19 protein-coding genes and 1 pseudogene are annotated in these 21,952 nt (G+C 71.0%); 6 read left to right on the top strand and 14 right to left on the bottom strand.

Translation table 11 applies throughout. From position 1 onward, the window contains the following. Nucleotides 1-173: pseudogene (locus tag ABT300_RS28680) on the bottom strand (sugar ABC transporter permease); the annotation flags it as partial. A gap of 292 nt (nt 174-465) precedes the next feature. On the opposite strand from ABT300_RS28680, the gene ABT300_RS28675 reads away from it, so the two are divergent. Continuing rightward, nucleotides 466-1,458 (top strand): LacI family DNA-binding transcriptional regulator, encoded by a 993-nt coding sequence (locus tag ABT300_RS28675; protein WP_452991845.1) that lies wholly within the window; start codon nt 466-468, stop codon nt 1,456-1,458. Between the two features lie 298 nt (nt 1,459-1,756). Here ABT300_RS28675 and ABT300_RS28670 read toward each other — a convergent pair whose 3' ends face one another. From ABT300_RS28670 to ABT300_RS28610, 13 genes are all read right to left on the bottom strand, one after another. Beyond that, nucleotides 1,757-2,410 carry a lysophospholipid acyltransferase family protein gene (locus tag ABT300_RS28670; RefSeq protein WP_502978011.1) on the bottom strand — a complete coding sequence of 218 codons (654 nt, stop codon included), beginning with the start codon at nt 2,408-2,410 and terminating at the stop codon, nt 1,757-1,759. 223 nt (nt 2,411-2,633) lie between these two features. After that, nucleotides 2,634-3,659, bottom strand: coding sequence for an aldo/keto reductase (locus ABT300_RS28665; protein ID WP_351681497.1), 1,026 nt, complete (start codon nt 3,657-3,659; stop codon nt 2,634-2,636). Next, nucleotides 3,656-4,399 (bottom strand): HAD family hydrolase, encoded by a 744-nt coding sequence (locus ABT300_RS28660; protein ID WP_351681495.1) that lies wholly within the window; start codon nt 4,397-4,399, stop codon nt 3,656-3,658. The genes ABT300_RS28665 and ABT300_RS28660 overlap by 4 nt, the downstream gene beginning before the upstream one ends. Nucleotides 4,400-4,454: 55 nt before the next feature. Then, nucleotides 4,455-5,690: a beta-ketoacyl-[acyl-carrier-protein] synthase family protein gene (locus ABT300_RS28655; protein ID WP_351681492.1), complete on the bottom strand. Its 1,236-nt coding sequence runs from the start codon at nt 5,688-5,690 to the stop codon at nt 4,455-4,457. Next, a complete protein-coding gene (locus tag ABT300_RS28650; RefSeq protein ID WP_351681489.1) occupies nt 5,690-5,932 on the bottom strand; it encodes an acyl carrier protein in 243 nt (80 codons plus the stop codon). Before ABT300_RS28650 ends, ABT300_RS28655 begins: the two co-directional genes overlap by 1 nt. A 40-nt stretch (nt 5,933-5,972) precedes the next feature. Next, nucleotides 5,973-6,974, bottom strand: coding sequence for a beta-ketoacyl-ACP synthase III (locus ABT300_RS28645; protein ID WP_351681486.1), 1,002 nt, complete (start codon nt 6,972-6,974; stop codon nt 5,973-5,975). 5 nt (nt 6,975-6,979) lie between these two features. Next, nucleotides 6,980-8,074: an AfsA-related hotdog domain-containing protein gene (locus ABT300_RS28640; RefSeq protein ID WP_351681484.1), complete on the bottom strand. Its 1,095-nt coding sequence runs from the start codon at nt 8,072-8,074 to the stop codon at nt 6,980-6,982. After that, nucleotides 8,065-9,309: a hypothetical protein gene (locus ABT300_RS28635; RefSeq protein WP_351681481.1), complete on the bottom strand. Its 1,245-nt coding sequence runs from the start codon at nt 9,307-9,309 to the stop codon at nt 8,065-8,067. Before ABT300_RS28635 ends, ABT300_RS28640 begins: the two co-directional genes overlap by 10 nt. Beyond that, complete coding sequence (locus tag ABT300_RS28630) at nt 9,306-10,829, bottom strand: DUF6182 family protein (protein WP_351681478.1); 1,524 nt, start codon at nt 10,827-10,829, stop codon at nt 9,306-9,308. The genes ABT300_RS28635 and ABT300_RS28630 overlap by 4 nt, the downstream gene beginning before the upstream one ends. A gap of 98 nt (nt 10,830-10,927) precedes the next feature. Next, complete coding sequence (locus ABT300_RS28625; RefSeq protein WP_351681475.1) at nt 10,928-11,584, bottom strand: nucleoside/nucleotide kinase family protein; 657 nt, start codon at nt 11,582-11,584, stop codon at nt 10,928-10,930. Beyond that, complete coding sequence (locus tag ABT300_RS28620) at nt 11,581-12,489, bottom strand: hypothetical protein (RefSeq protein WP_351681473.1); 909 nt, start codon at nt 12,487-12,489, stop codon at nt 11,581-11,583. Before ABT300_RS28620 ends, ABT300_RS28625 begins: the two co-directional genes overlap by 4 nt. Continuing rightward, a complete protein-coding gene (locus ABT300_RS28615; RefSeq protein ID WP_351681470.1) occupies nt 12,486-15,269 on the bottom strand; it encodes a PEP/pyruvate-binding domain-containing protein in 2,784 nt (927 codons plus the stop codon). The genes ABT300_RS28620 and ABT300_RS28615 overlap by 4 nt, the downstream gene beginning before the upstream one ends. A 381-nt stretch (nt 15,270-15,650) precedes the next feature. Beyond that, complete coding sequence (locus tag ABT300_RS28610; RefSeq protein WP_351681467.1) at nt 15,651-15,905, bottom strand: hypothetical protein; 255 nt, start codon at nt 15,903-15,905, stop codon at nt 15,651-15,653. Nucleotides 15,906-16,197: 292 nt separating this feature from the next. On the opposite strand from ABT300_RS28610, the gene ABT300_RS28605 reads away from it, so the two are divergent. The 5 genes from ABT300_RS28605 to ABT300_RS28585 form a co-directional block, all read left to right on the top strand. Continuing rightward, nucleotides 16,198-16,374: a hypothetical protein gene (locus ABT300_RS28605; RefSeq protein ID WP_351681464.1), complete on the top strand. Its 177-nt coding sequence runs from the start codon at nt 16,198-16,200 to the stop codon at nt 16,372-16,374. A gap of 114 nt (nt 16,375-16,488) precedes the next feature. Further along, on the top strand, nt 16,489-18,129 hold the full coding sequence (gene pgm, locus ABT300_RS28600) for a phosphoglucomutase (alpha-D-glucose-1,6-bisphosphate-dependent) (protein ID WP_351681462.1): 1,641 nt from the start codon (nt 16,489-16,491) through the stop codon (nt 18,127-18,129). 302 nt (nt 18,130-18,431) lie between these two features. Beyond that, nucleotides 18,432-19,280 carry a PP2C family protein-serine/threonine phosphatase gene (locus ABT300_RS28595; RefSeq protein WP_351681459.1) on the top strand — a complete coding sequence of 283 codons (849 nt, stop codon included), beginning with the start codon at nt 18,432-18,434 and terminating at the stop codon, nt 19,278-19,280. Between the two features lie 131 nt (nt 19,281-19,411). Further along, a complete protein-coding gene (locus tag ABT300_RS28590) occupies nt 19,412-20,392 on the top strand; it encodes an MASE1 domain-containing protein (protein ID WP_502978010.1) in 981 nt (326 codons plus the stop codon). Between the two features lie 125 nt (nt 20,393-20,517). Further along, nucleotides 20,518-21,952: WGR domain-containing protein (locus ABT300_RS28585; RefSeq protein WP_351681453.1), on the top strand; the 1,435-nt coding region annotated here is incomplete at its 3' end.

Here is a 21,952-nt window from a genome sequence, read left to right as displayed (position 1 = left end):
TCCCGGAACAGGCTGAGGTAGATCGAGTACCCGATCGGGGCCAGGAAGACCAGCGCGAACACGGCCACGAACGGACCGAGGAAACCCCACCCGGTCCAGGAGCGGCGGTCCGGTTTCGCCGGAGGCGGTGCCGGCCGCGGCTCGGCGGCCACCGGCGGTTGCAGCGTCGTCATGTAGTTCCTCGCTCGTCCAGTCCTGGAACCGGCGGTGGTGCGCGGAGATTTCCGGTCGCCCCACCGCCACCATGATGTTTGCGTAAACATCAGCCACGCAAGGGGGCTGTACAAGCTGTTATGTTTACGTAAACATCTGATGGCGGCATGTCTACACTGCCCCGATAACGATGGTCAAGGGCCCTCCGGGGAGACTGTGACAGCCGAGCCGACAGAGAGGCGGACACACGCGGTGGACATGGCCGAAAGAACACCGGCGAAGGGCTCGCGGCGTACGCGGGCCACTGCCTCCATGGCGGACGTCGCGCGGCTCGCGGGGGTGTCCTCGCAGACGGTGTCCCGGGTCTCCAACGGGTACGCCGGGGTCAACGAGGAGACCCGGCAGCAGGTGCTCGAGGCCATGAGGGAACTCGGCTACCGGCCCAACAGCGCCGCGCGGGCCCTCAAGCGCGGGGAGTTCCGCACGATAGGCGTCATCACCTTCACGCTGTCCACCACCGGCAACGTGCGCACCCTCGAGGCGATCGCCACCTCCGCGGCGGAGGAGGGCTACGCGGTGACGCTGCTCCCGGTGGCCGTCCCCACCTCCGACGAGGTGCGCGGCGCGTTCTCCCGGCTGGAGGAACTGGCCGTCGACGCGGTGATCGTCATCATGGAGGTGCACCTGCTCGACGCGGCGACCGTCAAACTCCCGCCGCACGTCCAGGTCGTCGTGGTGGACTCCGACGCCGGCGACCACTACACCGTCGTCGACACCGACCAGGCCGGCGGCACCCGCACCGCCGTCCACCACCTGCTCGACCTCGGCCACCGCACCGTCTGGCACCTGGGCGGGCCCGAGGGCTCGTTCGCCGCCCAACGCCGCGCGGACGCCTGGCGCGCCGCCCTCGCCGAGGCCGGCCGTCCGGCCCCGCCGCTGGTCCGCGGCGACTGGTCGGCGGAGTCCGGCTACCGGGCCGGCCTCGAGCTCGCGGCCCGCGAGGAGTGCACGGCCGTCTTCGCGGCCAACGACCAGATGGCCCTCGGTCTGCTCCGCGCCCTGCACGAAGGCGGCCGCCGGGTGCCCGAGGACGTCAGCGTCATCGGCTTCGACGACATCCCCGAGGCGAGCTCCTTCCTGCCCCCGCTCACCACTCTCCACCAGGACTTCGCCGAAGTGGGCCGGCTGTGCGTCCAGGCCGTGCTGCGCAAGATGCGCCCGGACGGCGCCGAGCACGGGACCACGCTGGTGCCGACCCGGCTCGTCCTGCGGCAGAGCACCGCCGCGCCGCCCGGCGCGCACTGACGCCGGACCCGCCCGGGTCCCGGCAGACGCGGGCGCATGGCCCGCGAGCGCGCCGAGTGGCCGTGGGGGCGGCGTGCGCCCAGTGCCCGCTGACGCCGGACCCGCCCGGGTCCCGGCAGGCGCGGGCGCAGGCATGCGAGCGCGCTGAGCGTGCCGGGCTGGGGCGGCGTGCGGCGCAGGCGACGCTCGCTTGGCGGTGTGCCCGGGGCCGGGCGCGCCGGTCACGGCTGCTCGGCGACTGCGCGGCCGTAGCGGCGGCAGGCGGGGCGCGCCCATGTCCGGATGCGGATGCCTTGGGTTACCTCGGGTGCTCGCCCACGGCCCGGGCCGCGGTGCGCCAGGCCGTGGTGACGGCGAGCCGGGCCGCCGTCGTCCCGCGCTCGGTCTCCGCGGGCAGTCGCAGCGGCGCGCCCAGGTGGACGTGGCAGTGCGGGCGCCGGACCGGCGCCGTCAACGTGCCGGCCAGCTGCTTCGCGGCCGAGCCGGAGGCGATGCGCCGCGCGCCCGCGTGGCCCACCGGCACGACCAGTGCGCCGGTCGTCTGCGCCAGGCGGGCCAGCCCGGTGCGAAACGGCTCGGGCGCGGTCGCCGCGGCGTCCCTGCGGCGCGGCAGCCCGCCCTCGCCGTACAGGAGCACGTGCCGGCCGCCCGCCAGCGCCTCGGCGGCGGCGTCGAGGGCCAGCGCCGCGTGCGCCGTGCGGCGGTGGACCGGGATGTGCCCCGCCCGGGTCAGCGCCCGGCCGAGCAGCGGTATGCGCCACAGCCCCGCGGTCGCCATGACCACCGGGTCCAGCTCGAACCGGTGCAGGGCGGCCATGACGACGGCGGGGTCGGCCAGCGAGTCGTGGTTGGCCACGAAGATGCTGCCCGCGGGCAGACGCAGCTTGATCTCACTGGTGACGGTGAGCCGCCCGAAGAGCGGCGTCAGGGCGATGACAGCACGGCTGAACACGAGGATGCCTCTCCGTAAGGGCGGTCGGAGCATCAGTGTCCTGGGTCACGACAGGCCCCGCCTGAGTACTGCTACTCAGCTTCGCGTTCGACCTTGCTGCTGTTCGTGTTCTCCGGTCGTTTCGGCGTGCTTCGCGGTCTTGCGTGGAGAAGGCGGGCTCCCGCCGTCCCGGCAGGAACCGCGGATCAGCAGGTCGAGTGACCTGCGACGTTGAATTTCAAGCTCAGCGCGTCCCTCCTTCTGTGACGGCGTCGAACTTCAGGCCGATGTGGCGGGAGCCGGCCACCTGGCCGGCGATCGGTTCCAACTCGGAGAGTTCTTCCGCGGTGAGCACCAGGGCCGCCGCGGCGATGTTCTCCTCCAGCCGGGTGCGTCGACGGGTGCCGGGGATGGGTATGACCGGCAGCCGGTGGACGGACGCCCGCTGATGGATCCATGCCAGTGCGATCTGGCCCGGCGCTGCGCCCCGGTCCCTGGCGATCCGCTCGATCGGGGCCAGCAACGCCGTGTTGTGCCGGCCGTTCTTCCCGGTGAAGCGCGGCATGGTGCGACGCCAGTCGTCGCCGGACAACTCGTCGACGCTGGTGAAGGCGTGGGCGAGAAAACCACGGCCCAGAGGCGAGTACGCCATGAACGCCACACCGAGCTCCGCCGCGGTCGGGACCGTCGCCGTCTCGACGTCACGGGAGAACAGCGACCACTCCGACTGCACCGCGGCGATCGGATGGACCTGGTGGGCCGCCCGCAACTGCTCGCCGGTGACCTCGCACAGGCCCAGCCGGCGGACCTTGCCCTCCTCCACCAGCCCGGCCATGGCGCCGACGGTCTCTTCGACGGGTATGCCGGGGTCGAGGCGGTGGGCGAAGTACAGGTCGATCGTGTCGACGCCGAGTCGTCGCAGACTCCCCTCGACAGCGGTACGGAGATGACCGGGCGAGTTGTCGATCCCCCGGTAGCCGGGATCGTCGGCCCTGCGCACGAGGCCGAACTTGGTGGAGATCACCACCCGGTCGCGGTGTCCGCGCAGGAATCCGCCGACCAGTTTCTCGTTGTCACCGTGACCGTAGGTGTCGGCGGTGTCGAAGACGGTGACGCCGAGTTCCACTGCCCGGCCCAGGGTTTCCAACGACTGCGCGGAGTCGCTCGGGCCGTAGAACTCACTCATCCCCATACAACCGAGCCCCTGCACGCCGACCGGCTGCCCGGAGCTGCCCAGCGAGGTGGTGGGCAGTGTCGCAGGAGCGGTCACCTGTCCGCCGTCCTCGTGAGTTCGGCGGCGCGTCGGCCGTCCCGACCGGGCCACAGCGTCCCGGCGGCAAGGTCCTTGTCGACCCGGGCGAGCAGCTCGGCGTCGATCTGTCGGATGTCGTCGACCATGTAGCGCACGCCGGTGGTCTCCATCTCGGCGCGCTGGAAGTTGTGCGGCATGGAGGCGGGCACGCCGATGAAGCCGGAGCCCAGGCACTCGGCGACCTCCGCCACCCGGTTGATGTCGTCGACGAAGAGGACCTCGTCGAACTCGTAGCCGAAGGCTCGTGCGATCTCCTTGGCGCCGGGCCGGAAGTCGTTCACGTCGACGTAGGGGGTCTCGGTGTCGAAGAACCCGGCCAAGTGGCCGAGGTACTTGTCGAAGGTGTACTCACGGTTGCGACCGCCGTAGCAGACCACACGGACGCCGGTCTCCTTCAGCACGGCGAGGAACTCCGCGGCGCCGTCCATCACCTCGACCGGGTGCTCCGTGAGGTATGCGTCGCGCTCTTCGAAGAACGCGTCGATGGTTTCCTTCGCCGACCACGGGAGTCGACAGGCCAGGGCCATGTTCTGGCCCGCCGCAAGCTGCGGCGAGCCCCACACGCCGCGTTCGACGGCGGCCGTGTACTCGCCGCCGTGCCGTCGCACGAAGCGCTCGATGACCGGGCTGTAGGTGTCGTTGAGCAGCACGCCGTCGCTGTCCAGGGCCACCAGGCGGATTTTCTCGAAGGTGCTCATGGGTGTCTCCCGTCGTGGAGTGTGGTGGATCGGGAACCGTCCTAGGGTCCCCGGTTCAGGAAGCGGCCAGTACCAGCGCCGCGTTGTGGCCGCCGAAGCCCAGCGAGGTGCTGACCGCGACATCGATCACGGCATCGCGTGCGACGCCGCTGACCACGTCGATCTCGAGCTCCGGGTCGAGCCGGGTCAGGTTGGCCGTGGGCGGGACTCTGCGGTGCTGGATGGCGAGCGTGGCGTACGCAGCCTCGATGGCGCCCGCCGCGGCCAGCGCGTGGCCGGTCACGCCCTTGGTGGAGGTCACCAGGGGGCGGTCGCCAAGGACCCGGTGGAGCATGCGGCCCTCGGTGACGTCGTTGAGCGGGGTCCCGGTGCCGTGTGCGTTGACGTGGTCGACGTCGGCGGCCATGATCCCGGCGTCGGCCAGAGCCGCCCGCAACGCCTGCTCGATGCCGTGGCCCTCGGGGCTGGGAGACGTCGAGTGGTAGGCGTCCGTGGCGCTGCCGAACCCCCTCACCACGGCCCGGACGCGGGCGCCGCGGGCCCGCGCGTCCTCCGGGCGTTCCAGGACGAGCACCCCGGCCCCCTCGGCGGCCACGAATCCGTCACGGTGGGCGTCGAAGGGACGTGACGCCGCGCCGGGGTCGTCCCCTCGCCGGGACAGCGCGCCCATCTTGCCGAGCCCGGCGATGACCAGCGGTGTCAGCGCCGACTCGGTGCCTCCCGCCAGGACCACGTCGCATGCCCGGGAGCGCAGGAGTTCGCGGGCGGCGCCCACCGCGGTCGTGCCGGAGGCGCACGCTGTGGCCGTGACCAGGCTGGGCCCCTTCGCCCCGATGTCGATGGCGACGTGACCGGCGACCATGTTCACCATGAGCCGGGGGATCAGAAGCGGGGAGACCTTCCGCGGACCGCCTTCCAGCAGGGTGGAGTGCTGGCGTTCGAAGGTCGTGACCCCGCCGAGCGAGTTGCCGAGGACGACCCCGACCCGTGTGCCGTCCCAGGCGCGCGGGTCCCAGCCGGCGTCCTCCAGGGCCTGCCGGCAGGCCACCAGGGCCAGCTGAACGAACCGTTCCAACTGCCAGGACGAGGAGCCGGCGAGCAGTTCACGGGGGGCGAACCCCGGCACCTGGCAGCTGAAGGCGGTGGGGCAGTCCCGCAGGTTCTCGTCGGCAGTGGCGCAGGAGACTCCGGACTGGACGCGGTTCCAGTTCTCCTCGACCCCGATGCCGGCCGGCGTCACCAGCCCCAGACCGGTGATCGCCGCCCCGAAGGGTTTCGGTCTGCTCGTCATCAGACTGCGGTTCCCTTGGCCGCTATCAGCGCGGCCGTGTCGCCGATGGTCATCGTGTCGGTCAGCTCGCCCTCCTCCACCGTGATGCCGAACTCGTTCTCCAGCATGAGCGCCAGCTCGACGAGGGTCAGGGAATCGAACCTGAGCAGCCCCAGCGTCACATCGGAGTCGACCGCATCGGGACTGATCTCGAAATTCGTCGACAGCACCTTGGCGATGCGCCCTTCGAACGCATGCATCATCGCTCTCCTCACTGCTTGAATCCTGTCGGGTAATGCGGGTCTATGGGGTGTTCAGCTGTGGCCAGACGAGGGCCACCGACCCCCAGGTGAGTCCTGCGCCGAAACCGCAGAGCACCACGCGGTGGCCCGGCAGGAGTTCACCCGAGGCGACGCCGTCGGCCAGTGCCAGTGGGATGGAGGCGGCCACGGTGTTGCCCAGCTGCTCGATGTTGGCGACGAACCGTTCGACCGGTAGGCCGAGCCGCTTGGCGGTGGCCGCGAGGATGCGGGCGTTGGCCTGGTGAAGCACGAACCTGTCGACGGTCTCCAGCGGCCACCCGGTCCGGACGCCGGTCTCCCGCACCGATTCCGACATGCGTTGTACGGCCTGGGCGAAGACGGCCTGCCCGCGCATCGTGAGGTAGGTGTCCTCCAGATCGGTCGGCAGGCCCGTGGACCGCTGGCGGGATCCGCCGCCGGGGATCTCGATGAGGTCGCTGCGGCTGCCGTCGCTGCCCAGATGGAGGTCCAGGAGGGCCCCGTCCTCCTCCGCGGATCCGGCGCGCAGGACCACTGCTCCGGCGCCGTCGCCGAAGACGGCCCGGGTGGTGCGGTCCGACGGGGCGAGGATCGTGGAGAAGGCGTCCGCGCCGATGACGAGGACGCTGTCGGCGGTGGCCGTGGCGATCAGGCCCGCCCCGACCGCCAGGGCGTAGACGAAACCGGAGCACACCGCCGCCACGTCGAACGCCGGGACGGTGCGCAGGTTCAGCCGGCTGGCGACCTCGGGGGCCGTCGCAGGGCAGAGTCGGTCCGGAGTGCTCGTGGCGAGGACGAGTGCGTCGGCGGTCGTCGTCCGGGCCGACTGCAGGGCCCGTCGTCCGGCCTCGACGGCGAGATCGCCGGTGGCCTCACCGGGCGCGATCACCCGTCGTTGCCGGATGCCCGTGCGGGTGCGTATCCATTCGTCGTCGGTGTCCAGGTGCGAGGCGAGTTCCTCATTGGTGACCACGGTGGGGGGCGCCCATGCTCCCAGCCCGGTGAGCACTGCCGCTCGGCTCATGGATCTCATTCCTTCGGCTCCGTGCCCGGCGGCGGGGTGACGTGGCTGACGGCCGCCATGACGACGCTCATGCGCGCGATGACGGAGCCGTCCTGATGGAACGTCACCGCGACGCGTCGGCGGTCTGCCGTGTCCGTGCTCGCCCTTGAAGGCCCGGCGCCGTCCGGCGGGGTGGCGGCCATGGTGACGGGCCGGTCGAGTTCCGCGTAGGCGGAGAAAGAGGACTCCACCGCGATGAGCGCGGTCGTGCACGGTGCGCCGCCGCCCCAGGCGTCCGTGGCCAGGGCCGCGATCTGGCGTGCCGCTTCCACCAGCACCATTCCCGGGACATGGTCCTGGGGATGGTCGAAAAGGCTTGGGTTCTCGACCGGGACCCGCAGAGCCGCCGTCACCGAGTCCGGGCCTGTCACGGCGTCGAGCAGCAGCGTGTCCGTGGGGTTGATCCGGCCGGTCCGGGCCGGATCGACTGGTCGGCCCGTGGCGACCGGCGGCTGTTCGTCCGAGGTCGGCGGCGGGCCGCCGCGACGCCGGGTCCTGATGGCGGCGTACGTTCGTGGAGCGACGTAACCGACCTCCATGCGCACCTGGCCGATGTCGACGCCGGACAGCCATAACCCGAACTCGTATGCGAGGCTGCGGATGCTGCCGCCGGTCTGGCCGTCGGCGTCGCGGACCACCGCGCTCATGAGCAGTTCCCGGGGCCCGGGGCCCTGCGGGACAGCCGTGTCCGTCGACAGGACGACGGACCAGTTGCGCAGGATGAAGCCCGCGTCCATGGCGACGTCGAACAAGGCGTGCGCGGCGAAGGTCTCGGCCTGTCGGCAGCACTCCAGGAGCAGCACCGCATCCGGAGCCCACCGTCCCGTCGGTCCGGTGTGGCTGGTGTAGTGGGCGTGGACGAGGGGCAGCAGGGCCGCCGCCACGAAGCTCCGCTGTTGGACCGACCGGACGTCGGTGAGGAACACCTCGGTGAGATTCCGGCGGTGCACCAGTTCCCGCTCGACGGTCCGTGAGAACCCCAGAGCGGCTGCCGCTTCCGGGAGTTCGGGGCCGACGGCGGCGCTCGGTCTTCCCGCCTGCGACGTCTCCGTCAGCGCCATTCCCGCCGCCTCCCTGCGATGCTGAGCTCTGTGTGGCCCTCGGCCGTCCCCATGACGACTCGGAGCAGCCCGGCCACCGGTACCGCCGGGTCGTTGCTCATCAACAGCGTGGCCACCTGGTAGGGGTCCGCGTAGCCTCGCCGTCCCGCCCTCGCGGCCAGGAACTGCCCGGTCGCGCGGGACGCGCCCGGGTCCGTGGCCGGCCCGCCCGAGACGCCGTGCGCTTCGAGCAGCCGCCGGGCGCGGCGCGTCCAGCGCCGCAGCTGATACGTGGAGAAGGACTCGCGGGCAGTACGTCCCAGCCCGGCCACCAGGTACAGGCGCAGGCCGAGACGGAAGGCCTCGGGCCCGAATTCCTCCAGCAGCGGACCGGCGAAGGCCCCCAGCGTGTGGCCCTGCCAGCCGCCCAGCCGGGTCGACTGGGTGACGCCGTCGAGGGGGACGCGGGGCACCTCGAAGCGTGTGGCGTCGGCGCCCAGGGTGTTCAGCACATGGGCGATCGTTCGGTAGTCGGTGCGCAGTTCGTTGTCGTGGGCCAGGATCACCAGGTCATGGCGGTCCAGCAGCGGCACCAGTTCACGGAGCAGGTAGAGCAGGTAGTTCCGCTGCCCCTCCGGACTGGTGACGGCGCGCAGGGGAAGCCCGACCGCGGTCGCGTCCAGATAGGCGGAAGCGTTCAGCCCGCGCGCGTCGATGCACAGGTCGCGGCTGACGAGCAGGTCCAGGATCTCGGCTTCGGACGTGGGTTCGGGACCGGTCCGGCCCAGCTTCGGGTCGAACATGCCCAGCAGGCGGTAGTGGCCCTCCCACACGTCGAGCACGCGCCTGCTGATCGGATGGGTCCAGCCCGCCTCGGCACGACGCACCAGCGGTTCGACTGCGGCGTACGGAAGCCCTTCGGCGGCTTGGTGGTAGGCGGTGTACAGCTCGCCGATGTCCTCCTCGGTGAGGCCGTCGCAGACCAGGCCGGGGTGACATTGCTCGATGTACTCCCAGAACCCGGCGACCTGCCGGCTACCGGAGTAGGTGGCGTGGTGATACACGAACGTCACGTCGGCGAACGTGCTCGTGGCCCGGAACAGGATGTCGAGGGAGAGCAGGTACTTCAGGTGGGTCGGAGTCAGCGGCTTGGTGGGACTGACCGTCACAGGCGCCAGCAGGACACGGCCTCTGGCGCCCTCCGCCGCGGAGCAGATCTCCGCCACCGCGCCGACTGACGTGGCACTGCCGCTCACCGGTCGGCCACCGTGTGGCCCAGCGCCTTCCGGAGCCGCTCGACGACGTTCTCGGCCTCGGCCGGGGTGCAGTACCCCGGGTCGGCTATGAAGGTGCGTCCTGCGGGCTTGTCGTCCGTGCGGGGTACCAGCCAGACGTGGAAGTGCCGCGTCCCCTCCATACAGGAGAAGACATGGACTCGGGACGCACCTGTCGCTGCCTTGATCGGCTCGGTGAACCGCCGGATCAGCGGCCCGATGGAGGCGGCCTCCTCGGCGTCGAGGTCGGCGAAGTCGACGAAGTGGCGGCGGGACTCGATCAGCAGGGTACCCGCCGGCCAGTACGGTGTGGGACCGTGCCCGACCCGCCACGTCCCGTCGTCGACGAGGTGGCCGCCGGGCGGCACGGGGAAGCCCGCCCAGGCCGGCACGGGCAGCCCCGCGTACTTTCCGCAGATGAGACAGTCCTCCGCGCGGGGAGCGCGCCCGTCGAGGAGGCGACTGAACGGGTCGCGGACCTTCCCGAGCGGTTCGACCTGTGCGTGCTGCACGTACCAGGCGTCGAGCGCCGCGGCCTGTGCCGCCGGGTCCGGCAGCTGGTCTACGCCGTTCGCGGCATGCCGGGCGAGCGCATCCTGCCAGTTCAGGCCGGGTGCATCGGGCAGGTCGGCAGGGCCGGGCCCCGTCGTGTCGCGGACATGGGCGTAGCTCGCGATCGCCTCCTGCAGCCGGGGCACCTCGGTCGCCAGCAGGGACCAGAGCTTCGCGACCAGGTCCACGCCCTCGTCCGCCGACGAGCCGTCCTCCTCGGCGACCGTCAACCGTAGGGACTCCGACAGTTTCTGCAACCGCGAGGAGAGCGCGAGCCGAGCCAGATCGCCCTCGGTGAAGTGGGGGAGGTCCATATGTTCTCCGGTGTTCTCGCTTTTCTGATGGGGCATGCCCCGGCGCTGGTCGGATGAGAGCGAGACGTAGAGACGGAGCCTGTCCGGGTCGCTTCGCTCTTGGTGGACACGGGCGTAGTCGACGTCCCGGTCCACGGCCCTGGCGTCGAGGTCCGGACGGTGGATCAGACGCAGCGGTTCGCCGGGCGCCAACCGTCCCATCAGCACCGACTCGGCCAGCGCGTGATGGAGGTGGACGAGATACTGCGCGAACGACAGGTCTCGGACGGCGATGTGCAGTTCCCGGCACGTGTCGCCGGTCGGGCCGACGCCGGGTACCTCGACGGTGTCCGGCAGGTCCGGGAGCACGCCGGCCACCGGTTTGAGCAGCCTGCTCGGCCCGGGCAGGCGAGTTGCGAGGAAGGGGCCGAGCCAGGCTGTGCTCCCGCCGGGGGAGATGACGCGCGCCGGAGCGCGTTCGGTGAGATTGGCGGGATTGCCGAACAGGAAGCGGGTCGTGGTCCAGGACCGTCGCCAGGCGTCGGCCTCGTCGCCGGTCAGACCTGCCGTGAAGTCCAGTGCGCCGCGTACCAGTCCGGGCAGGTCGACGGCGCGCAGGACCACCAGCACCGTTGTCTCCGGGGGGTCACCGGCCACAGAGCGGCGTGGAGGCCGTCCCACCCAGGCAGCACGCCGGGCGAGGAGTTCGGCCAACCGCTTCTGTGTAGGCGGCCTGGTCAGGCCTTCGCCCGGGTTCATCGCGCGGCCTCCGTTCTGAGGGCGGCCAGTACCTTCGCCACGACCGTTTCCGGGTCGGCGGCTCCATCGACGACGGTCACTGGAACGCTGCCGACCTCCTCCAGCACCGTGGAGCGCATCTCGGACTGGAGCCGGAGAAATCCCTCGGGCAGGGCTGGGACCGCGTGGTACTCGAACGGGTTGAGCCGGGAGCCCTGCGCGCTGCGCGCCCAGGCGACTTCTGGCGGCACGTCGAGGTAGACCACCGCCTTCGGGCGGGGAAAGCTGCGCCAGTAGCTGAAGATGGGGTCGTGCTCCACGCCGAGCAGTCGGCACTTCGCGAGCAGTTTGTAGAAGTACGAGTCGACGATCAGCCGCTCGTGCCCGGCGCAGCGGGTGAGTTCGTCCCTCAGGTGCAGCACGATGGGGTGCAGTACGGACAGGACGAGTTCGGGGGAGTAGCGCTTGCCGGACCACACGAACGCGTCGTCGATCCAGTGCTGCCGCAGCCGGCTGATCAGCGGATGGTCGCCGAGGTAGCGGTCGTCGTAGGACACGACCCGCCAGTCGTGATCCTCGTGCAGCGTGTTCAACACCGTTGACTTGCCGGCGAAGTCGGAGCCGAGGAGAGTCCAGAACCCGAGGGAGTCGCGTGCCGAGGCGGCATCGTTCATGACAGGGCTCCTTTCGTCAACCAGCCGATCGCGAGGAAACTGACGTACACGGCTGGGAGGTAGCCCCGCAGGAGCGGTCCTGGCCAGCGTGGGGTGCCGGCAGAGAATCGCAGGGCCGCGACGGCCGGCAGTACCAGCGGCAGCAGGACGAGCCATCCCCAAGCGTGGACGGAGGAGTCGCCATGCCACGGCCGCAGGATCACCAGCACGATGGCGGCGGCCGTCGTCGCGGCCGCCAGCGCGGCGGCGGATGTCACCGACGGGCCGAGCACCGTGACGTAGGTCCGCTCTCCCGGCCGCGGGTGGCGGGTGGTCTTGCGGCCCAGTTCCAGGCAGAGCCCGCAGAGGGTCGCCGCGACGAGGATCATCAGCCCCGCCAGGTCCGGTCGCTGGTGCTCGGCACGTAGGAAGCCCACGTACACGTACAGGCTCAGCAGTGTCTGGATCGGCAGGTTGAGGGCGAGGCCCAGCCACAGCCGGTCAGCCGGCGGCCAATCGGTCAGCCAGTCGACCGTCATCACGCCCAGGCCGTAGCCGAGTTGCAACAGGAGCGCGATGAACACGGGGCCGCGGTCGGCGTTGAGCAGCAGCAGGGACAGAGTGCCCACGGCGACCAATGCCCCCAGGTCGCGTTGGCTCACGAGTCCGCTGGGCAAGGGCCGACTCGGATGGTGGGAGACGTCGTACGCGTGGTCGCGTAGATCGTCGAGGGCTCGCAGCAGGAGCATGTCGATCACGAGGGTCACTGCCGTGACGGCTAACTCGCCGTCCGGCCGCCACTGGTCGAGCGTGTCGGAGGCGGCGGCGAACAGGGCGGTCAGTCCGACGGCCCAGGAGAGCATGATCGGCAGCTGAATCCTGAGCGGGTAGGCGACACCGACGTACCGGCCCCATCTGCGGATCATGACGCCTCGTCCAGGATGCGCACGGTGCCGGCGGAGCCGTCGACCTCGACGAGGCTGCCGTCCGCGATGAGATCCGTGGCCTCGCGCACCGCCACGACGGTGGGGATGCCCAATAACCGCCCGGTGATGGCGGTGTGCGACAACAGCGTCCCGCGCTCCACCACAAGGGCCTTGGCCGACATCATGAGGAACAGCCAGCCGGGGTCTGTCTCACGTGCGATGAGAATGCGGTCCCGGCATTCGTCGGCGCCGGTCATGGGGTCGAGGACGACCTTGGCCCGGCCGCGCACGATGCCCGAGCTGGACGCGAGCCCGGTCAGCACGCCGGGCGCCACCGCGGCGGAGTCGGCCGCTGCGGGCTGCGGCGCCACGCCGTCGGCCGCGCCGTCCTCCCGGCCCACGACTGCCCGCAGCGCGAAGGCCAGCGGCAGATCGGGGTCGGTCTCCAGCCGGGTCGGCAACAGATCACGATCCGTCCATCGGGCCAGCTCGGCGGCCCGTACCGCCGCCAGCCCGCGTAAGTCGGCCCCCGGCAGGGTGCCCTCGTACGCTCCCAGGACCTCGTCGACGGTGAGGTTCAGCACGTCCCTCGGCCGGTCCAGCCGCTCGGTGGAGGCCAGTTCCTCGCCCAGCCGCAGCAGTAGGGCACGGCAGTCCCCGAAGAGCTGGCTGCGGCAGAACCGGGTGTCCTCGCGCACACGTAACAGGATCCGCATCGCTCCGAACAGCTCGGTGAGCACGGTCCTCTTCAGCGGGTTGCGGCAGCGCGCTCGCAGTTCCTGCTCAGCCCGCTCCCGTACCCCCTGTCCGACGGCTCGGCTCCCCTGCACGGTCAGTTCCGACTGCAGGAAGGCCCGCACGGTGTTCAGCACCGTCCACGGTTCGTCGCGCGGTGTGAGCGTCTCGAGTTTGAGGTCCTGCAGTCCGCGGTCGCCGTGGACCCGGACGTGCTCGCGCAACGCGGACGCGAACTCCTCGCCGTGGCTGCCCGCGACCAGCTGGGCCCACAGCCGCTGGGGGTCCGTGTCCGACATCACGGCCGTTCGCAGCGCCGGGTCCTTTGCCGCCGCGGAGGCCAGGGCGACCGCTGAGTGCAGGGCAGCGGCGGACCGGTTCTCCTGTCCGCCGACCAGCATGCCGTTGAGCAGACTCCGGTCCGCCTCCGGCAGCCACCGGCGAAGGAGGCTGTTCGCCGCCCAGGTCGCGGTGAACAGGAACACGCCGTTGACCAGGGTTACCCCCCAGCGTCGGCTCACCTGCGTCCACAGCTCGCGGTATGCCTGCACCGCCTCATGCGCGCTCATCGCCGACACATCGGCGAACCGCTGGTGGTAGCCGTCCCACCAGAGCAGAAATCGACGGACCCGGCGGGGATGAGCGGCCAGCCTGAGGAGTATCTCCGTGACGTGGATCGATCCAGCCAGCCGGCTGCGTAACCTCCGGGCGGGTGTTCCAGCGTCCCGGGCAGAGCCGCGCTCGGCGATCCCGAGCGCCTGCTCCCAGGTCGACCAGAGCGGGCGGAAACAGCGGATCTGGCCGTGCAGCCGGTACCAGGAGTCGAGCCGGTAGTAGATCCGGCCGTCCAGATATCCGATCATCCGCTGCAGCAGCGGCCGGTTGTGCCGCAAGGTGGCCGGGGGCACGCCCATCCGCCGGTACAGGTCGGTGAAGCCCACCTCGTACAGCTCACGGGCCACCGAGAAGGTCAGCGCGCTGCTGACGCCCGGGAAACTCTCCGTGACGTTGTTGTTGTCCCACACGATCGCCGGGGCCCCGTCCGTGGTCCGCGGCGATCCTGTGGCCGGTCCCGGCGCCACCGCGATGGGTCGCGCCTGTAACAGATGGATCGCACCGTCCGCGGTAATGGCGCCTTCGATGTCCTGTGGAGCCCCGAAGTGCTTCTCGACGTCCGCCGCCAGTGCGGTGATCTCCTGCAGCTCGGTGTCGGTCAGTACGGGCCGGGCCTTCAGCCCCTCCTCGACGGGCACGGGGACAGGCCCCTCGGTCGGCCGCTCCGGGTCGAAGCCGACCGCCCGAGTCTTGATCACCACCTGGGCCTCGACCTCTCCCGACACGGAGTCGACGAAGAAGTGATCGACATCGGCCTTCTCCTGGACCACTCCCTCCCCGATGCCGTGGGCGGCGGCGATCACACAGCGGTCGGAGCCGTCCCGGGGGTCACGGGTGAAGGCCACGAACGAGCGGGTGCCCATGACCATGCGTTGAATTCCCACGGCCACTCGTGCTGCGAACGGGTCCAGGCCCCGAAGGTCTCGATAGGCCACCGCTTCGGAGTTGAACGCCGATGCCCAGCACGCCACGATCCGGTCGGCGATTTCCTCGCGCCTGACATAGAGAAAGCTGTCGCTGAGACCGGCGAACGGGTCCTGCGCCGAGTCCTCTCCCGAATGCCCTTGACCGGGCTGCGGTACCACGCAGGCTCGCACGGCCACCAATCCGTCCGAGCCCGCGAGGCTGTCGAAACGGTCTGTCAGCGCGTGGCGCAGTTCGTCCGGAACCTTCAGGCCGAGGACCTGGCGACGCAGTTCATGGGCGCGTACGGCCGGATGCCCGGCCGACTCCGTGTCGGCGGGGTATGAAGCCAGTACCGGACCGACCACGCGGTCGAAAACCGTCGCCGGCACACACACGAGAGGCGGGACCGGGAAATTCTCCCGGGCTAACACCACCTGTCGGGCGAATTTGTGCCCGACATGTCTTGGATCAGCCAGATTCGGCCCTTTTTCGAGCAGCCATGTGGTGCCTAACTGCTGGATCATGGTGCAACCTCGGCAGTGATAGGGAAGTCTGGAACCGATAAATGGGCAACGGTAAGCAGGTCACCGCGGACGGCATTGAACTGGCAGTACCGCCGAGCTGCACAGAGCCACGCGGTATTCGACTGGAATTGGATCGAATACGGGCCATGGACGCATCGCTCTGGATGACATCGAATGCACGTACTCCTGAAGTGAGATCGACAGGCTAGTCATTCCAGGAGCGAATTTCCAAGTCGTCGCTCCGCGTGGATTCGATGTTCTAGTGCACTTACTAGACATGGCAGCGCAGCTACCAGTTTTCTCGAGGCCCGGCGTGCCTGGCCAATGTATGAGTAAGCCCTTATCGCTTCTTTGAAGAAGCCGGCTGTCGAGTTGATGATGCTACTTGTCGGCGGCCGTGGCAAGGTCCAGTTGTGCGGCCGGACGGGTCCAGGCTGATGGCCGCCGGAAACCCAGGTGAATGTCCTGTTGTTCCTGATCGCTTCCCTGTCCGAAGGAGGCCTGTCCGCCCGGTTCGCCGTCGTTTGCGAGCATCGGCAACCGGCCAGAGAAGAAGCGGAAATCCTTGCACGGTGCAGCAGTGGACGCCACCGTGCGCACCCGCGCCGAGGACCGCATCCGCTGCGGCAGGACCACGGGCTTCGGCCCGTCCCCCTCCCGACTCTTCGCCGTCGACGCCGCCCGGCTCGAAACTGGCTCCGACCGCCGTCTGCCTACTTGCCTGGGCCCGAGTTCTCCGACTGAAAGGCGAATCGGCATAGGCCGAGCCGAAGAGCCTCTCTGCCGGCTGTCGCATGCGGCCGCCCGCATCACCCGCGGCGGCCGCCGCCCCCGCCTGCCCCGCACACACCGGTGTTCGCGGCCCGGTCGGGGGCATGCGCAGAACAGCGGCTCCCGGAGGAGCCCCCACCCCGAAAGGACGGACCCCGTGGTCGCCATCGTCTCGGCAGTGCTGCTCTTCATCGCCTTCCTGATCAACGCGGCGGACATCTCCACCAACGACACCTTCACCTCCACCAACCTCATGCTCCTCGGCCTGACCGCGCTCGCCCTCCATGTCGCGGGCGTCGGCAGCGGATGGGCGGTGCGCGGCCGCCGACGCTGAGCGCGCGGCCGCCGACCCGCGTGCGAAAAGCCCGCCCGTACTCGCGGACAGCCGCTGCCACGAGGGAAGATGGGACCGCACGGCAACGGTCGACCGACGCGGAGGAGCGGGCACATGCAGCACGAGCGAGCGGGCCGGACGGCCGACCCCGAGGATCTCGTCGACGTCGCCCGGCTGGTCACCGCGTACTACGCGCTGCACCCCGACCCGGCCGACCCGGCGCAGCGCGTGGCGTTCGGCACCTCGGGCCATCGCGGATCGTCGCTCAACAGCGCGTTCAACGAGGACCACATCGCGGCGACCAGCCAGGCCATCTGCGAGTACCGGGCCGCGCAGGGCGCCGACGGTCCCCTCTTCCTGGGGGTCGACAGCCACGCCCTGTCCGAGCCGGCCCGGGTCACCGCCCTCGAGGTGTTCGCGGCCAACGGCGTCACCGTGCTCATCGACGGCGCCGACGGCTACACGCCCACGCCTGCCGTCTCGCACGCGATCCTGACCCACAACCGCGGGCGCACCGCCGCCCCCGCCGACGGCGTCGTGGTCACCCCGTCGCACAATCCGCCCGCCGACGGCGGCTTCAAGTACAACCCGCCGAGCGGCGGGCCCGCGGGCTCCGACGCCACCTCCTGGATCCAGGACCGGGCCAACGAGATCATCGTGTCCGGTCTGAAGGACGTCCGGCGCGTCCCGTACGCGCGGGCCCTCGCCGCGTCCACGACGCAGCGCTACGACTTCCTCGGCGCGTACGTCGCCGACCTGCCCGCCGTCCTCGACCTGGACGCGATCCGCGCCTCCGGCGTGCGCATCGGCGCCGACCCGCTGGGCGGCGCCTCGGTCGCCTACTGGGGCAGGATCGCCGAGCAGCACCGCCTCGACCTGACGGTGGTCAACCCGCTGACCGACCCCACCTGGCGATTCATGACGCTGGACTGGGACGGCAAGATCCGCATGGACTGCTCGTCGCCGTACGCGATGGCCTCCCTCATCGGGCAGCGCGACCGGTTCGACATCGCCACGGGGAACGACGCCGACGCCGACCGGCACGGCATCGTCACCCAGGACGCGGGCCTGATGAACCCCAACCACTATCTGGCCGCGGCCATCGCCTACCTCTACGCGCACCGCGAGCAGTGGCCCGCGAGCGCGGGAGTCGGCAAGACACTGGTGTCGTCCTCCATGATCGACCGCGTCGCCGACGACCTCGGACGTCGGCTGGTCGAGGTGCCGGTCGGCTTCAAGTGGTTCGTGGACGGCCTGGTGGACGGCTCGCTCGGCTTCGGCGGCGAGGAGTCGGCGGGCGCGTCCTTCCTGCGCCGCGACGGATCCGTCTGGACGACCGACAAGGACGGCATCATCCTGGCGCTGCTGGCGTCCGAGATCACGGCGGTCACCGGGAAGACCCCCTCCGAGCACTACGCGGCGCTCACCGACCGCTTCGGCGCCCCCGCCTACGCCCGTATCGACGCCCCGGCCACCCGGGAGGAGAAGGCGCTGCTGGGCAGGCTGTCGCCCGCGCAGGTCACCGCCGACACCCTGGCCGGCGAGGCGGTCACCGCCGTGCTCACCGAGGCGCCGGGCAACGGCGCCTCCCTCGGCGGCATCAAGGTGACCACCGAGAACGCCTGGTTCGCGGCCCGCCCGTCGGGCACCGAGGACGTCTACAAGATCTACGCCGAGTCCTTCCTCGGCCCCGACCACCTGCGCCGGGTCCAGGACGAGGCCAAGGACGTGGTCGACGCGGCACTGGGCGGCTGAGCACCTGCGGGGCGCGCGGGTGCGCGGGTCGGCGCCGGACGCCCGGCGGCGCGCCCGTGCCCGGCGGCGTTCTCGTGCCGGGCGGCGCTGCCGCGGCCCGGCGCGCAGGGCCCGCCGGCCCGCCCATGCCCGCCGGGGTTTCTCGGTGGCGGCGGCCGCGCAGGCACCGGTGGGCGGCACCCCCTGCTCGATTCGTCCGACGGGCCTCGCCCTGTGCCCGCTATCATCCTCTAAAGGTAAAATATGAGGGTTTGCCCGACAGGGCCGTCCTCCCGACGAGCTGCCGTCCCGCCGGAGTGATCATGTCCCGCAAGCGCACCACGGACGACGGCGACGAGCTGCTGGCCAGACTCGGTTCGCTGACCGCCCAGGCGCGTGAGCGCGCGGAGCAGCAACGCTCCCGCGTGGAGCTGGCCCTCGCCCTGCAGCGCGGCATGCTGCCCCGCGACCTTCCCGCCGGTCCCGGATTCCGGCTGGCCGTGCAGTACGCGCCCGCCTGCCACGGACTCAACGTGGGCGGCGACTGGTACGACGCCTTCGCCATGCCGGACGGGCGGGTCGGTCTGTCCATCGGCGACGTCCAGGGCCACAACATAGAGGCGACCGCCTTCATGGGCCAGGTCCGGGCCGGACTGCGCGCCCTGGCCTCCGTGACCGGCGAGCCGGGCGAGCTGCTCGCCCGGACCAACGACCTGCTCCTCTCGCTCGGCAGCGAGCTCTTCGCCACCTGCACCTTCATGCGGCTCGATCCCGCCACCGGAGTGCTCGAGAGCGCCAGAGCCGGCCACACCCCGTGCGTGTGGGCCACCGCCGACGGCAAGTCCGGCGTCGCCGAGGACGAGGGCGGACCGCCGCTGGGCGTCCAGGAGGGCTCGGACTATCCCGTCACCCGCTATCGGCTCACCAAGGGCGGAGTGTTCGTCCTGCTCACGGACGGCGTCGTCGAAGGGCCGACGCTGAGCGTCGAGGAGGGCCTCGACCAGGTCGTACGGCTCGCGGGCATAGCCGCCGTCGCGGGCATGTCGGCGGGCTCGCTCGCCGCCGCGGTGATCAGGGGCGCCGAGCGGGTCGGGCACGAGGACGACGCGGCGGTGCTGGTGGTGGGACACGACGGGCTGGTGGCGCCGGACGTGCCCCGCGTAGGGCCGTAGGGGCGGGTGGCGGCGGACGTGCCCCGCGTAGGGCCGTAGGGGGCGGTAGGAGCCGCGATGCTTCAGCCGTAGGGCCGGACGCGCAGGCTCCCGCCTCGCCGAGGACGCGCAGCCGGTGTCTGATGGCTGCTGTGGTGGGTACCGAGGATCTGCGCCGGCCGGCCGGCTTCGTCGTGCTGACGCTGGCCGTCGCCCTCTGCTACTACGCGGCGGGGCGGCTCGGCCTCATGCGGGAGCTCGTCGTCGAGGGCGCGGTGTTCACCCCCATCTGGCCGCCCACCGGCGTCGCGGTGGCCTGCCTGTTGTTCCTCGGACTCCGCTGCGCGCCCGGCATCGCCCTCGGGGCCCTGCTCGTCATCATGTCGCTGACCTCGCTGCGGCCCGTGGTGATCGGCAATCTGGTGGGCAACACCGCCGCCCCGGTGTGCGCGTACCTCCTGCTGCGCCGGGTGGGCTTCCGCAAGGACCTGGCACGGCTGCGCGACGGGCTCGCACTGGTGTTCCTGGGGGCGCTCACCGCGATGCTGGTGAGCGCGACCGTGGGCGTCGGTCTGCTGCTGCTCACCGACCGCCTCGGCGCGCACAGCTTCTGGCCCGTCTGGCTGGCGTGGTGGGTCGGCGACGCGATGGGCGTGCTGCTCGTCACCCCCGTGCTGCTGATGCTGTTCGCGATGCGTCGGCCTCTGGACCTGTCGCGCTGGAAGGAGGCCACGGGGCTGGCGCTCAGCGCCTGCGTCCTGGTCCCGCTGGCCACGCGCAGTTCCGTCAGCCTCCTGTTCCTGGTCTATCCGCTGCTGATCTGGGCCGCGCTGCGCTTCCAGCTCGCCGGCAGCATGCTGTGCGCCCTGTTCACCTCGGTGCTGGCCACGGTCGCCGCGACGGACTCCGTCGGGCCCTTCGAGGGCCTGACCCGGATCGAGGTGATGATCAAACTGCAGGCCTTCAACGGGACGATGGCCCTCACCGCCCTGCTGCTCTCCGCGGTGATCACCGAACAGCGCAACACCCGCCGCTCCGTCGAGCGCGCCTGTCAGGAACTCGTCGAGGTGCTGGAACACCTCACCGCCGGCGAGGCCCCGCCCGGCCGCCCGGCGAAGGATCCGGAGGACTGACGCCGACGGCCCGCGCCCCGGCCCCGCCGGGACCGCGCGGCGCTTCGATGTCAGTGCCTGCACCTACAGTTCGATCAGTGGGACTCGCCGGAACGGCCGCGGGCCCCGCCTTGGGGAGGGGTGTCATGTCTACCGGGTCCAGCACGCTGTCCACGACGTATCTGGAGCTGTCGCAGGACGACGGCGGTGCGCACAAGTTCTACGAAGTCACCGTCGACGGCACGGTGGTGACGGTGCGCTACGGGCGGATCGGCGCCACGGGCCAGGTGCAGACGACCGCGTTCCCCACCGTAGAGAAGGCGCGCGCCGCCGCCGCGAAGAAGGTCGGGGAGAAGGTCCGCAAGGGCTACGCCCCGGCCGTCGCCGGGCAGCGCGCCCCCCGCGCGGTCACGCGCCGTCAGGTCGAGTCGGCGCCGTCCACGGCGCGCGCGGTCGCGCCGGTCCTGTGGCGGTTCCGCACCGGCTCCTCCGCCTTCGGCATCCATGTCGACGACGACCACTGCTGGGTCGGCAATCAGGCGGGCGACGTCTTCACCCTGGACCACGAGGGCGGCGTCCTCGCCCGGTTCAATCTGCCCGACGGCGTGAAGTGCCTGGTCGCCGACGACTTCTGGATCTACGCCGGCTGCGACGACGGCAAGGTGTACGACCTGTCGTCCAAGCTGCCGTTCGCGGCCTACGACATCACGGCCGACGTCGACATCTTCTGGCTGGACATCCACGAGGGCGTGCTGAACGTCTCCGACCGGGGCGGCCGGCTCACCGTCATCGACCACGAGGACGAGCACCAGTGGGCCCGCCGCAGCCAGGGCGAGCACGCGTGGATGGTCCGGGCCGACGACCGCGGCGTCTACCACGGCCATCACCGGGGCGTCACCGCCTACGCGCCCGACGGCGGCGGCGAGATCTGGCACACGCCCACCCGCGGCGGCGTCCTCTTCGGCTGGCAGGAGGACGACGCCGTGTACGCGGGCACCGCCCACCGGGTGGTCCAGCGGCTGTCGAAGGCGACCGGCGCCATCGAGGCCACGTACGGCTGCGACAGCGCGGTGTACTCGTGCGCCACCTCGCCGGGCGGCCGGTTCGTGTTCGCGGGTGACGCGTCGTCGTCCGTCTACTGCTTCGACCGGGACGGCACGCGTCTGTGGAAGCTCGGCACCGGCGGCGGCTCGGCCCTGTCGATGCAGTACCACGACGAACGGCTGTACCTGGTGACCACGGACGGCTCGCTGGTCTGCGTGGACGCGAGCGAGACGGCCGTCGCCGCGGCGCAGCAGGGCACCGTCCCGCAGGCGCGGGACGTGAAGCTCGCCGCGGTCCTGCCGACGTACGCGCCGGCCACCGCAGCGAGCGCGGTGGAGACGGTCGCCCAGGCGCCCGCCGGCGCCGTCGTCGTCGAGTGCGTCCGGGAAGGCGGCCGCGTCCGGGTGCACGTGGTCTCCGAGGGCTACGACACCTCGTGGAACGTGCAGTTCCCGCGCGAGATACGCGAGCCCGGGGCGCGGTACGCGGTGGACGCCCTGCACTCGGCGGCCGGCGGCTTCTACCGGGTCCGCGGCG

Source organism: Streptomyces sp. NPDC001027 (assembly GCF_040299045.1).
GTDB lineage: Bacteria > Actinomycetota > Actinomycetes > Streptomycetales > Streptomycetaceae > Streptomyces.
Note: the sequence above shows the minus strand (reverse complement) of the source record. Positions and strands in the feature narration are given on the sequence as shown.